9 protein-coding genes are annotated in these 13,670 nt (G+C 72.3%); 7 read left to right on the top strand and 2 right to left on the bottom strand.

The features are described 5' to 3' along the window. Nucleotides 1-4,217, bottom strand: a 4,217-nt coding sequence (locus ABD811_RS41050) for a type I polyketide synthase (protein WP_344958682.1), incomplete at its 3' end; no start/stop codon positions are given. Between the two features lie 305 nt (nt 4,218-4,522). On the opposite strand from ABD811_RS41050, the gene ABD811_RS41045 reads away from it, so the two are divergent. The 3 genes from ABD811_RS41045 (at nt 4,523) to cutA (ending at nt 9,213) form a co-directional block, all read left to right on the top strand. Then, on the top strand, nt 4,523-7,330 hold the full coding sequence (locus ABD811_RS41045) for an MFS transporter (protein ID WP_344958680.1): 2,808 nt from the start codon (nt 4,523-4,525) through the stop codon (nt 7,328-7,330). Nucleotides 7,331-7,339: 9 nt separating this feature from the next. Next, the gene (locus tag ABD811_RS41040) at nt 7,340-8,581 is read left to right on the top strand and encodes a glycosyltransferase (protein ID WP_344958678.1); all 1,242 of its coding nucleotides are present in this window, start codon (nt 7,340-7,342) and stop codon (nt 8,579-8,581) included. A gap of 302 nt (nt 8,582-8,883) precedes the next feature. Continuing rightward, on the top strand, nt 8,884-9,213 hold the full coding sequence (cutA, locus tag ABD811_RS41035) for a divalent-cation tolerance protein CutA (RefSeq protein WP_344958676.1): 330 nt from the start codon (nt 8,884-8,886) through the stop codon (nt 9,211-9,213). Here the strand turns inward: cutA and ABD811_RS41030 are convergent. After that, nucleotides 9,149-10,552 carry an NsdA family TPR-like regulatory protein gene (locus ABD811_RS41030; protein ID WP_486303623.1) on the bottom strand — a complete coding sequence of 468 codons (1,404 nt, stop codon included), beginning with the start codon at nt 10,550-10,552 and terminating at the stop codon, nt 9,149-9,151. The two genes, cutA and ABD811_RS41030, sit on opposite strands and share 65 nt — an antisense overlap. A 197-nt stretch (nt 10,553-10,749) precedes the next feature. Here ABD811_RS41030 and ABD811_RS41025 point away from each other — a divergent pair, with 197 nt between their 5' ends. The 4 genes from ABD811_RS41025 (at nt 10,750) to ABD811_RS41010 (ending at nt 13,549) form a co-directional block, all read left to right on the top strand. After that, nucleotides 10,750-11,019: a hypothetical protein gene (locus ABD811_RS41025; protein WP_344958672.1), complete on the top strand. Its 270-nt coding sequence runs from the start codon at nt 10,750-10,752 to the stop codon at nt 11,017-11,019. Continuing rightward, a complete protein-coding gene (locus tag ABD811_RS41020) occupies nt 11,016-11,495 on the top strand; it encodes a hypothetical protein (protein WP_344958670.1) in 480 nt (159 codons plus the stop codon). Before ABD811_RS41025 ends, ABD811_RS41020 begins: the two co-directional genes overlap by 4 nt. A 424-nt stretch (nt 11,496-11,919) precedes the next feature. Beyond that, nucleotides 11,920-12,732: a radical SAM/SPASM domain-containing protein gene (locus ABD811_RS41015; protein WP_344958668.1), complete on the top strand. Its 813-nt coding sequence runs from the start codon at nt 11,920-11,922 to the stop codon at nt 12,730-12,732. 7 nt (nt 12,733-12,739) lie between these two features. Continuing rightward, entirely contained in the window at nt 12,740-13,549 is an 810-nt protein-coding gene (locus ABD811_RS41010; protein ID WP_344958666.1) for a protein kinase family protein, read from the top strand. Nucleotides 13,550-13,670 lie beyond the last annotated feature (121 nt).

The raw sequence follows: 13,670 nt of genomic DNA, 5'->3' as shown, positions 1-13,670 counted from the left end.
GCGAGGCGGGCGACGCGGCGGACCCCGCCGCGCCCGGCGACCTGGCGGGCGGCGCCCTCGCCGAGCAGCTCGTCCACCAGGTCGGACGGGCGGTCGACGTCGACCAGCGTGGCGCGCAGCGCGGTCCGCTCGAACGCCAGCACGCGGGTGAGCGCGCGGACGAAGCCCTGGTTCGGCTCGCCGCTCTCGCCGTCCTCGACGGGCAGGACGCGGCGGGTCGCCACCCACAGGCGCGCGGTGTCGGGCAGCGAACGGGCGATCCCGGCGACCGTGAGGACGAGCCGTTCGTCGATGAGGTCGGGCGACGGCACGGCCAGCACGCCCGTCGCGTCGCCGTCCGGCACGGCGGGCGGCTCGGCGGACAGCTCGCGGCGGACGACGCGGTGGCCGTGCGACTCCAGCGCGGACGCGACGGCGGCGGCCAGGGCGTCGTCGTGCTCGGCGAGCAGCAGCCAGTCGCGGGGACCGGCCGGTTCGGGCACGGGCTCCTCGTCCCACACCACTTCGGCGATCTTGTCGGTGAGCGGGACGGGCACGTCCACGCGTTCCACCTTGCGCAGGCCGATCTCGGTGGCCTCGGCGAGCACGTCGCCGTCCGGGCCCAGCAGTTGCAGCGCGCCGAGCAGCCCCTCGTCGGTGATCGTGACCTCGGCGCGGACGTGCCCGCCGCGGTGCGTCGGCCCGTACACGCGCAGCCCCCCGATCGTCTCGGGCAGCCACACGCCCTTGTCGACGCGCGACGCCTCGGCCGTCAGGACGGCCAGGCAGCGGTCGAACACCTCGGGATGCAGCAGGTAGTGGCGGCTGCCGCGGTCGGCTCCGGCCACCTCGGTGGGCGGGCCGGTCAGCGGAAGGGGCGGCGGGCGGTGGTCGCCGCCGACGTCCGCGCTGGCCAGCCGCGTCCAGGTGCCGGCGGGGGTCCGCGCGTGGATCTCGACGCGCTGGTCGTCCTCGGTGAAGGTGGTGGTGACGGTGGTGTGCTCGGCGAGCGCGAGCGGCCGCTCCATCCACAGGCTGTTGACGCGCACCCGCCGGTCGCCGAGCGCGGCGGCGCCCGCCGCGAGGGCCATCTCGGCGACGGCCGCGACGGGCAGCACGGTCGCCCCGTGGACGCGCACGTCCGCGAGCCACGGCTGCGCGGCGGTGCCGACGTCGGCGCGCCAGGCGTGCCGGTCCTCGCCGGGCAGCTCGACGTGCGCGCCGAGCAGCGGGTGCTCGTCGCGGCGTCCGGCCTGGCGGCGGGACAGGTCCACCCAGTGACGTTCGTGCCGCCAGGGCGAGTGCGGCACGTCGATCACGGCGCCCTCGGGCGGGACGGCCAGCGCGTGGCCGTGGGAGGCGAGGGCGCCGAGCTGGGCGTGGAACGTCAGCGTGTCGTCGGTCTCCTGCCCCTTGGGGGCGCGCTTGAGGGTGTGGGTGACGAACGCGCCGGTGCCCTCCAGGGTCTCGCCGAGCGCGTGCGCCAGCAGCGCGTGCGCGTTGACCTCGACGAACGTGCGGAAGCCGTCCTCGGAGGCGGCCGTCACCGCGTCGGTGAGCCGCACCGGGTTGCGCAGGTTCGCGGCCCAGTGGCCGGCGCCCAGCGACGGCGCGTCGTCCACGTAGGCGCGCGGGTCGTCCAACGCGGTCGTGTAGAAGCGGATGCCGTCGGCCAGTGGGGTGCCGCGTTCGGCGCCGACCTCGGCGAGCCGCTCGCGCAGTTCCGGCACCAGCGGGTCGACCTGCGGGGAGTGGCCCGCGCCCTCGGCCTTGACCATGCGGGCCAGGCGGCCTTCCGCCTCGGCCCGCGCCACGACCTCGGCGATCTGGTCGGCGTCGCCGGTGACGACGGTCTGCCGGGGGGACGAGTGGACGGCGGGGTGCACGTCCGGCAGCCCGCTCGCGAGCCGTTCCACCTCGGCGGCCGACGCGCCCAGCACCGCCATGGCGCCGCCGCCGACCAGCCTGGTCAGCAGGCGGGAGCGGCGGTGGATCACCTTGACGCCGTCCGCCAGGGTGAGGGCGCCCGCGACGACGGCGGCGGCGACCTCGCCCATCGAGTGGCCGATCACCGCGCCCGGCGTCACCCCGTACGACGCCCACGTGCGGGCCAGCCCGATCTGCACGGCGAACAGCGCGCACATCGACTCGACCGGGCCGTCCGGCCTGGCGCCCGACTCCAGCAGGTCCCAGATCGCGGGCCCGCCCTCCTCGGCGAACAGCGCGTCCAGGTCGTCGATGGCCTCGGCGAACGCCGGCTCCTCCTCCAGCAGGCCCTGCGCCATGCCGGCGCGCTGCGCCCCGTACCCGGAGAACACCCACACCGGCCTGCCGGGCACGCCGAGCGCGGTGCCGGTGACGACACCGGGATGCGGACGGCCCTCGGCCAGCGCGGTGAGCCCGTCCAGCAGCCCGGCGCGGTCGCGGGCGGCGACGGCGGCGCGGGCCCGGCCGCGTCCGTTGCGGCGGTGCAGGGTGTGGGCGAGGTCGGCGAGCGACACGTCGTCGCGGGCGCGCAGCCATTCGGCGAGCACGGCCGCGTGGTCGCGGACGCGGTCGTCGGCCGTGTCCGACAGAGGAAACACTCGCATCGCGGCGGGAGGCGAGGGGCGCGGCGCGGGACGGGGCGCCTCCTCCAGGACGAGATGCGCGTTCGTCCCGCCGAACCCGAAGCCCGACACGCCCGCCAGCGCGGGACGGCCCCGCTCCGGCCACGGCGTCTCGTGCGCCACCACCCGCAGCCGCAGGTCGTCGAACGGGATGTGCGGGTTGGGCTCCTTGTAGTGGATGCTCGGCGGAATCACCCGGTGGTGCAGGGCCAGCACGGTCTTGACCAGCGCCGCGGCGCCCGCCGCCGACTCCAGGTGCCCGAGGTTGGACTTGACCGACCCGATCAGCAGCGGCGCGTCCGCGTCGCGGCCCGCGCCGAGCACCTCGCCCAGCGCCGTGGCCTCGATCGGGTCGCCGAGGAACGTTCCGGTGCCGTGCGCCTCCACGTAGTCGACGTCGCGCGGGTCGACGCCGGACGCCGCGTACACCTGCCGCAGCAGCGCCTTCTGCGCCTCGGAGTTGGGGGCGACCAGGCCGTTGGAGCGTCCGTCGGAGTTGACGCCGCTGCCGCGGATCACCGCCAGCACCCGGTCACCGTCGCGCCGCGCGTCCGACAGCCGCTTGAGCACCAGCGCGCCGCAGCCCTCGGCGCGGACCATGCCGTCGGCCGACGCGTCGAACGCCTTGCAGCGCCCGTCGGAGGCGGTGCCGCCCGCCTGGTCGAACGTCATCGTGATCGTCGGGGACAGCAGCACGTTGACGCCGCCCGCCAGCGCCACGTCGGCCTCCCCGTCGCGCAGCGCCCGCACCGCCAGATGCGCCGCCACCAGCGACGACGAGCACGCCGTGTCGACGATCATGCTGGGGCCGCGCAGGTCGAGCAGGTACGACAGCCGGTTGGCGACGATGCTCAGCGCCGCGCCCGTCGCGGTGAACGCCTCCAGCGCGGCCAGGTCGGACGCGGTGAACGCGGCGTACTCGGGCGCCGACACGCCCACGAACACACCCGTGCGGGAGCCGCGCAGCGCCGCCGGGCCGAGACCCGCGTGCTCGAACGCCTCCCAGGCCACCTCCAGGACGAGCCGCTGCTGCGGGTCCATCACGGCGGCCTCGCGCGGGGTGATGCCGAAGAACGCGGCGTCGAACGCGGCGACGTCGTCCAGGAAGCCGCCCAGCCGCGTGGTGGCGGCGAGCCGGTCGGCCACCTCGGGGGACCCGTCGTCGAACGGCGCCCAGCGGTCTTCGGGCACCTCGCGGATCGCGTCGCCGCGTCCGGTCAGGAAACGCCAGTAGTCGCCGGCACCGGACAGGTCGCGGTCGCCGCCGGGGAAACGGCAGCCGACGCCGACCACGGCGATCGGCTCGTCCGCGCGCGGCCTCTCGGCCGGCGGCGCGGTCTCGGCCGGGCGGCCGTCCGAGACGAGCGCGGCGGACAGCCGGTCGATCGTCGGATGCTCCCAGACGAGCGTGGCGGGCAGCGCCCGGCCGAGCAGCCGTTCCAGCTCTCCCGCGATCGCCACCGCGTCACGCGAGGCCAGCCCGAACTCCTCCAGGGGGCGGGTGGTGTCGATGTCGGCGGCGGGGACGCCGGAGCGGCGCGCGATCTGCTCGACCAGGTACCGACGAACCGAATCCTCGCTGATCCGCGTGCCGTCTGGCGCGGCTCCGGAACGATCGATGCTCTGCATGCGTGCGGATCCCCCAATGAATCCAAGGATCGTTCGAAGCGGAGGGACCACCTTGTCCTACAATCACCGGCCCACGATGCGCATCCAGACCACTTTCTTCGGGGTTTCCTTGTCACCGCCATGACAAGACCCCACGCCTGCCGCTGTGGCCTCATGGGATAGTTGGACGACCCGGTCCGAGCACAAGGAACGGTAACCACCCGCAAACAATTAGTCACAATAGTCACTCGTAGGGGGAAGCGGCCCTTTTTCTCCGCATCCCGGCCCGGCGTCCGGGCCCGCGGGAAAGGCGCCGCGCAGGTGCGTTGACCCGCGGCCGATACAGATGGGCGCTGGCGGTCGTCGCCGTCAGCGCGTTCATGATCACCATGGACAACACGGTGGTCGCCAACGCCCTGCCCACGATCATGGCCGACCTGGACATGTCCACCTCGGCCAAGGACTGGGTGGCCACCGGCTACATCCTGATGTTCTCCTGCCTGATGATCGCGGGCGGGCGGCTGACCGACGTCTACGGCTGCCGGGTCACGTTCGTGTCCGGCATGACGGTGTTCACGGCGGCGTCCGCCGCCTGCGGCCTGGCGCCCGACGCGACCCTGCTCATCCTGGCCCGCGTGGCGCAGGGCGCCGGCGCCGCGCTCGCGCTGCCCGCCACCCAGGTCATGGTCACCGTGGGCCGCAGCGACAAACAGCGCTCGCTCGGCATGATCGTGTGGGTGGGCGCGGGCTCGACCGCCACCGCCCTCGGCCCCACCATCGGCGGGCTCATCGTCCAGCACTGGCACTGGGGCTGGATCTTCCTCATCAACATCGTCCCCGGCGTCCTGGTCATCCTGCTCGGCCTGGTCGTGCTGACCGGCCACGGCGAGAACGCCGACGCCCGGGTGGACCTGCCCGGCGTGCTGATCTCCGCGACCATGCTGTTCGCCTTCACCTACGGGCTGGAGGAGGGACGCACACGCGGCTGGACCGACCCCTCCGTCCTCAGCGTGTTCGCCCTGGTGCTGATCGCCCTGGTGTGCTTCGTCGCGGTGGAGAGCTGGGCCCCCGACCCCATGATCGACCTGCGGTTCTTCCGCAACCGGGTGTTCACCGGGGGCCTTCTGTCGCAGATGCTCTACGGCATCGGCTTCAACGGCATGATCTTCTACTCGGCCACGTTCCTGCAGCGCTACCTGGGCTTCACCCCGCCCGAGGCGGGCCTGGTCATGCTGCCCCCGTCCATCGCCATCATGGTGCTGACCCCGGTGGGCTTCTGGCTGGCCGCCAAGATCGGGCCGCGCGGCGCCATCGGCGGCGGCATGGCGCTGATGGCGTTCGGCATGTTCCTGTTCTCCACCCTGCGGCGCGGCGACGGCTACGCCGAACTGATGCCCGGCGTGATGATCGTCGGCGCCGGGGCGGCGCTCGGCATGCCCCTGGTGATGTACGTGCTCAAGGCCGTGCCCGAGCACCAGGCCGGCGTGGCCAGCGGCATCATCAACGTGATCCGCGAGGCGTCCGGCGCGTTCGGCATCGCCATCGTCGGCCTGCTCGTGCACGAGGTCCCGGAGGCGGGCGCGAGCACCGAAAGCCTGGAGACCTTCCGCGACGGCACCGCCTCCGGCCTCATCGTCGGCGCCGCCGCCGTACTGATCGGCGGCCTCATCTGCGGCCTGACCCTCCCCAGCAAACGCGGCTGGCTAGGCCCCAAACACGGCAAACACTCCACATCCCCCGAAACCACCCCCACCCCCGAACCCGCCCTAACCGCCCCCATCCCCACCACACAAAACCCACTACCCCACAATGCGACGCCGCCCGACGGAGCACTCCTCCACCAAGCCGTCCCAGCGCACAAAGCCACAGCCCCCACCGAGGTCACGCACCCCCACGACACCTTGACACGCCGCAAGGCGACGCCGCCCGCCCCGCTATCCCCACACGACGCGCCCCCACCCGCCGCCGCACCACGCCACAACGCGGCGCCGCTTGAAAACCTCCTGCCACCCCGCGACGCCCCACCGCGCGACGCAGCACCGCCCCAGGACGGCCTGCCGCCCCGCGAGACTATGCGTGCCCGCGATGCGACGCCGCCTGCCAACACACTGCCCCGCGAAGCCACACCACCACACAAAGCTGCGCAACCCCACGCCGCACCACCCCACAACGCAGCGCCGCCTGAAAACCCGCCGCCATCAAGCGACGCGGTACCACGCGACGCACTGTCCCCCCAGAGCGGCCTACCGCCCCACGACACCATGCGAGCCCGCGACGCGACGCCGCCTGGCAACGCACTGCCTCCCGAAGCCGCACCGCCACACGAAGCTGTGCCACCTCACGCCGCCGCCCCATCCCACAAGGCCCTACCGCCGCAAGATGCCGAGCCGCCTCCGGACGTCTTGCCACTTTCCAACGCCATGCCATCCGCAGAGGCAGGGCCGAGTGGGCCACCGGATGCCGTGCCCACCGCGGATGTGCCGCCGCCGCGCGACGCTGTACCGTCCCAAGACGTACTGCCATCCCCCGACGCCTGGGCGCCCCGCGAAGCGGCACCGCCTAAAGACGTGCAGCCACCGCACGACGCCCCGCCGCGTGACGCCGTACCACCGCACGACGTCCTGCCGCGCGATGTGCTACCGCCCGAGGCTCCTGAGGCGCTAGCACTCCCGGGCGTGGTGCCGCCGCCCGAAGCCGTGCCCCCCTCGGACGCGCCACGGCCCCGCAACGCCGCACCGTCCACCGAAGTGGTGCCGCCTGACGATGTGTCCGCGCGCGGAGCGATACCACGTGACGCCGGACCGCCTCGTGACGCGCTACCGCCCCGAGGCGCCGTCCGGGCCCGTGACGCCCTGCCACCAAGTGGAGCCAGGCCGCGCTGGGAGGCCCTGTCCCCCGACGATGTTCTCCCGTCCCGCAGCGCCGTGCCGTTCGACAGCGCCGAACCGCCGTCGGACGTGCCGCAGCCCCGTGACGCCGTGCCGTCCCGCTCAGATGTTGTGGCGTCTGGGGAGGTGGTGCGGCGTAGTCCCTTCCCTCCGCCGCCCGAAGGCTGGTACCACCCGTACGTCCCCGAGGACGACACCGATCCGTGGGGCGAGTGGGAGGTGCCCCGCCGCGGCGACGCCTGGTAAGGAGGACCGTTGAGCCGCCGAATCGTGATCTTCGCTGCGGGGTCGCGCGGCGACGTCCAGCCGTGTGCGGCGCTCGGCCGGGCGCTGGCCGCCCGCGGCCATCACGTCCGCCTGGTCGCCAGTGGACGCTACGCCCCCCTCGCCGTCGCCGCCGGGCTCGATCTGGCGCCGCTCACCGCCGACCCCACCGAGATCCTCGACTCGGACGCGGGTCAGGAACTGCTCGCCGGGGGCCGCAACCCTGTGGCGTTCCTCGGCGGCTTCCGGCGCATCCTCGGCCCCTTGGCCGAACGGCTGCTGAACGAATGCCAGGACGCCTGCAAGGACGCCGACCTCATCCTCAGCCCCACACTGGGCCTGCTCGGCCGCCACCTAGGCGAACACCTGGGGATCCCCTGGGCGTTGATTCACTTCCAGCCCAGCCAGCCCACGGGCGCGTTCCCGCACCCGTTCCTTCCGCAGGCGCGCATGCTCGGCCGGCTCGGCAATCGGGCGAGTTTCCTGGCCGTCGACCAGCTCGCCTGGCAGTTGTCCCGTCCGTTCATCAACCCGTGGCGCCGCAACGCCCTCGCCCTACCGGAGTTGTCCGTACGCGGCCCCATGCATGAGGCGCGCCGGGAGGCCCGTCCCGTGTTGGCTTGTTTCAGCCCAAGCGTCGTCCCTCGCCCCCGCGACTGGCCCCGATACGTGCATGTCACGGGCTATTGGTTCCTGGACGAGCCGTCCTGGCAGCCGCCCACCGACCTGACGGATTTCCTCGCGTCGGGGACGCCACCCGTCTACGTGGGCTTCGGCAGCATGGTCCCCAAGGACCCGGTGATGACCGACCGGATCGTCCGCACCGCCCTGCGCGTGGCCGGGGTACGCGGCATCGTCCAAGGCGACCCGTCCACATCGGACGACGATGTTCTCGCCGTACGGGACGTGCCGCATTCGTGGCTGTTCCCCCAGACAGCGGCCGTCGTCCACCACGGCGGCGCGGGCACCACGGCCGCCGGGCTTCGCGCGGGTGTGCCCACGGTGGTGTGCCCGTTCTTCGGCGACCAGCCGTACTGGGCCGAACGCGTCAACGCCCTGGGCGCCGGCCCGCGCCCCGTCCCGTTCCGCACCCTGACGGTCCCGCGCCTGGCCCAGGCAATCCGGCAAGCCGTCCAGGACGAGGACATCTGGCAACGCGCCACCACCTTGGGCCGCCACATCCGCACCGAAGACGGCCTCACCCAAGCCTGCAACATCATCGACACCCTCTGACGACATCGGCCGCCGCCGCAGCGAGACCGGACACGGGCACGTTCGCCGCCACAGGCCACGCCGCACTGGCGAACTCACTCAAGTGGCCCGGAACCCGCATCCGCCAGATCAACAGGCGAGGGACGGAGGGAGCGGCGAGGGACCGCGTTGGGCCAACCTTGAGATCAACCGATCGCGGCTCGGAGGCGGCGGGACTGCCGCAGGCGTCGCAAGGCAGAAGCCAAGCAGACCGGTCAGGTGACGGTCCAGCTCGGCGGGTGGCCGTCTGCTTGGAACGAGATTGTTGCGGGCATTGCGGGAGTATGGGCGAGTACGTACAGGTTCAGACCGCCATTCCCTCCCGTGAGAAGGGGCTCGAAATCGCTCGATCTGTCATCGATGCGCATCTCGCGGCCTGTGTTCAGGTCGTCGGCCCCATGACGAGCACCTACCGCTGGAAGGGCGAAGTCCGCGTCGACGAGGAATACCTCCTGCTCATCAAGACGACCGCCGACCGGTACCCCGAACTGGAAACCCACATTCACGACCTGCACGCTTACGACGTCGCGGAGATCATCTCCGTGCCGATCAACGCTGGCCTGGCGTCGTACCTGGAATGGATGGAGGAGGAGACGCAAGCTCCAGGTGTGTAGCCCGGATGCCGTCCCGTAGTTCCCGGGCTCGGGGGTCCACCTGATCCCGTAGCGCGGCGTCCAGCTCGGCAAGGCGGTTCATAGCGTAGGTCGCCTTGCTGGCTCGTACGGCGTCAATAGAACGTTCACCGAACCGCACGCCTTCTTCGACATCGCCGACTTTCACCAGGGCGAGCCCGATGCTGGCCAGCATCCGGCCGGTCTTCTTCTGCGCCGGATCGCTGGCCAGCAGGGCGAGTTGCCCTACGCCGTCATAGACGGCTGTCTCGTCACGGAGTCGGGTTGCGATCGTCAGCCGCATGTGCGACAGGTGCGGCGACTCCAGGCACCGGGTCCAAGAGCGTTCGTCCTGCGGCCGGGCAGAGGCCAACAGGTCTGTCGCTTCCTCGATCATGTCGCGGGCGATGGGGTCGCCGAGGGCGGCGGCCTCCTCAGCTTCCCGGCCGATCAGCCACGCCCGAGTCGCGCGGTCGGTCTTTTCGCGGAGGCACTGGTGAGCGTTCGCCAGGGTGCGGCGGGCGGTGGCGTGGTCGCCGACGGCGCTGGTCGCGAAGGACTGGTAGATCGCCGCGCAGGCGTTGATCGCCGGATCTTCCCCTTCTCGGGCAGCGAGCTCGGCGACGTGGTACAGGGACGCGGCGCGGGTGACGTCACCCAAGTCCCAGGCCAGCCACGCGCCGAGCACGGCCGATTCCCCGGCCGCTCTGGCGAGTCGCGTACGCCATCGGTCCCGCGCGCCGCCTTCCAGGGCAGATGTGATCTCGTTCAGGTGCGCGAGCAGGCCACGGAAAATCTGGGCGGCGGGGAGGACGAACTCCAACCGGTGAAAGCCGACGGTGCGGGCCTCCAGGTGACTCACGACGTCGTCGCTGAGCCCGGTTGGCCGCGTCAGTGCGCCGGCCAGACGCGAAATGGGGTCGGCTACGCCCAGGGCGGGAGCGGTGGCCAGCGTGGCGGCGAGCTGCAGCACGGTGCGGCGATCCATGCTCTGGTCCAGCGTCCCCACCATCCAGGCCAGTGACAGTAGATCAACAAGTGACGATGGAGGTTCCTCGGCGCCGGAAGGCAGAGGCTGGGCTTCCTCGACGGCATCGCCGAACAACTCTTCCACGCTCGTTGTGAACACGGTCGCGTAAGCGTCGGCCCAGTCGCGGGGAAAGTGATCGCCTTTCTCCCACCTGAGGATCTGCCGGGCCATGTTCTTGACCATGCGGGTCGGATGTTCAGTGATCCCTACGGCCTCGCGAAGCTGGCGGGCCATCTCATGCATGCCCCATCCACGTTGTTCGCGTTCGGCCTGGAGCCGGGCGGCCCATGCAGCGTGTGGCCTGTAGGTCATGGTGTCGCCTTCCTTCCATAGGCGGACACGAAACTGTCTGCCCTTGCGACGCCATTGTCCCTCTGGAGTTGCGCCCTGTGACGCGGTTTCACTGTCTGTAGCGCGGAAATCGTGCCGCGCCACAAAGAGACGACCCCGGGCCGCTGCGCCTACAGCGGGAACTCCCGGGGTCTTGCCGGACGACGGAGGTCCGACTCATGGAGCAGTATGACCGACTGCGTGCGCTCGCCGAGCAGTTGTCGATGCGAGGCGTGAAGCTGACGGGGCTGCTGGGCGTGGCGACACCGGACGCCTCGGAGACGATCGCGTGCCAGCCGCGCCCGGAGGACGGTGACCGGCTGTGGTTCTGGGCATCGGACGGCACGCCGATCGCGGAGGCCGACGACGAGCACCTGGACGACACAGTCCTGCTCATCCTCGGTCACCTCAACAGGCGCGCCGAGGAGGCCGCGGTGGTGTCATCGTGACCGCGCCAACGGTGCATGCGGGGCCGGTTCTGTGGGACACCGGCGCCATCGAGGCGCAGCTGCGCGCGCGGTACCCGCGGGTGCTGCTGTGGTGGAGCAATCTCAACGGATCGTGGATGGCGATGGTACTTCGCCCGACCAGTCATCCGGTCGGGGACGAGCTACTCGAAGCGACCACGCCCGCCGAACTGGAGCAGCGCCTGGCCGCCGCCGGAGTGCGGCCCGTCCACCATCCGCCGCAGTCGCCGACCGTGCCCGGGGCGGGCGGGATGGTGGCGGACATCTGGTCGCGCCCACTGCCCCCGCTGCCCTCGCCGCCGCCGCAGCGCGTCGCGCCGGTACCACCGCCCCCCGAGCGCCCCGAGCAACCGGAGCGCCCCGGGCCTCCGAAGCGCCCGGAGCGGCCGCGGCGTCGGAGGTGGCTGGCGCGGCTACTCGACCGCCTCACCTACACCGGCGAGGACTGGGACTGGTGACCAGGGGACGGCCGCGCGGTGGGGACTCCCTGGGCCACCGCGCCGCCGCCCCCCTCCAAGCCGCACCCCGGGGCGGGGAAGAGGAGCTCGGGAGTGCGGCCCTACGGCGGCGGCGCGGCTTTTACTCACTTCCGCTGCGCCGCCGCCCCAGACCGCCACGCCCCTCCCCGACCCCTGGGGAGCGGTGTCAGACGCGCAGCGGTCGTGGACAAGGCGCGCGTTCCCCAACGGTCTCCGGCACTCACGACTGCCACGCCCACGCGGGCCGGGGCGGACTCCATGGCGCGATAACCCGCCCACCCACCGAGAACCCGAGGATGACGGCGCGCGCCCCGGGCCACCGTTCCAACCCAATGAAGCGCGCCGGGAGGTGACCATGACCAGCACAACCGGACAGGCACGCCCCACAAGGATCGTGCCCCAGATGCTCTGGCTGGACCTGACGCGCAAGTGTCAGCTGTCCTGCTCGCACTGCTACAACTCCTCCGGCCCCACCGGCGACCACGGCACCATGACCGGCGAGGACTGGACCCGTGTCCTGGACCAGGCCGCCGCGTGCGGCGTGGAGCGCATCCAGCTGATCGGCGGCGAACCGACCCTGCACCCGCACGCGGTCCAGCTCGTCGACCACGCGCTGAGCCTCGGCCTGCACGTGGAGATCTTCAGCAACCTCGTCGCCGTCTCCGCCTCCTGGTGGCGGACGTTCCAGCAGCCGGGGGTCTCCCTGGCCACCTCCTACTACTCCGACCAGGCCGACCAGCACAACGCGATCACCGGTCGGCCGACCCACGCCCGGACACGCGCGAACATTCGGCGGGCCGTCAGCCGCGGCATCCCGATTCGGGTCGGCATCGTCGACACCGGTGACGGGCAGCGGGTGGACGAGGCGCGCCGTGCCCTGGAGGTCATCGGGGTCGGTTCGATCAGGGTCGACCGGGTCCGGTCCTTCGGGCGGGCGAGCGGCGGGCAGGCACCGGACGCGGCGGCCCTGTGCGGCCGGTGTGGCAGCGGGAAGGCGTCGATCGGCCCGGACGGGGCGGTGTCGCCGTGCGTCATGTCCGCGTGGATGAGCGTGGGAAACGTCCACGATCAGGCGCTGGCCGATATCCTCGGCGGCGCCGTGATGGCCGAGGCCACCGCCACCATCCGAACCGTCGCACAGTCGGACGACGGCTGCGATCCCGACGACGAATGCTCCCCGGGCACGCCGCTGAGCGGCTGTAACCCCAGGAACTGAGGTACTGATGACCGCCCTTCCCGGACCGAGCTTCGAAGCCGCGATCCGCCCTCACACCGGGGACATCGTCGGCGTCCGGCCCACCAGCCGCGGGAACAGCTCGGCCAGCACCGTCCTCGTCGACGGGGCGCACGGGTCGTTCTTCGTCAAGGGCGTCCCCAACCGGCCCGGCGGCCGGCGCGACAGCCTGGTCCGGGAAGGGCTCATCAACCGCTTCGTCTCCGCGTTCTCCCCCTCCGTGCTCTGGCAGGCCGAGACCGACGAATGGCTCGCGCTCGGGTTCGAGGTGATCGACGCGCGCCCGTCGGACTTCACACCCGGCTCGCCGGACCTGCCGACGATCATCGAGACCCTTACCCGCATCGCCGACCTGCCGTTGCCCGGCATCGCCCAGGGCTGGACGGAAACCCGGTGGGACCGGTTCGCCGCCGACCCGGCGCACGTCGAGTCGTTCCGCGGCGGCACCCTGCTCTTCACCGACATCAACCCCGCGAACCTGCTGGTCGGCGACGGGCGCATGTGGGCGGTCGACTGGTCATGGCCCACGCGCGGCGCCGGGTTCATCGACCCGGCGTGCCTTGTCCTGCAGTTGGTCGCTGCTGGCCACACCGCCGAAGCGGCGGAGTCGTGGGCGGCGCGCTGTCCGGCATGGACCGCCGCTGATCCTCGGGCCATCGACGCGTTCGCGGCAGCCACGCTGAACATGTACACCAGCCGGGCCGAACGCTACCCGGATGAGGACTGGCTCAAGGTCATGGCCACAGCCGCTCAGGGCTGGGCCGCGCACCGCGGCGTCGCAGTCCGGCCGCACCGCTGAGGCACCGGCCAGGCGCCGCCACCACTGAACGCCGCCGGGGTACGCCCTGCCGCCCCTCCCGCGGCGGGCAGCGAGGGCGGCGGGGCTCCACGCGGGCCGGGCGCCGATCGGCGCGGGGTCC

It is taken from the genome of Actinomadura miaoliensis (assembly GCF_039536785.1).
Classification (GTDB): Bacteria; Actinomycetota; Actinomycetes; order Streptosporangiales; family Streptosporangiaceae; genus Spirillospora; species Spirillospora miaoliensis.
The sequence above is the reverse complement of the archived record's forward strand: the minus strand, read 5'-3'. Positions and strand labels throughout refer to the sequence as shown.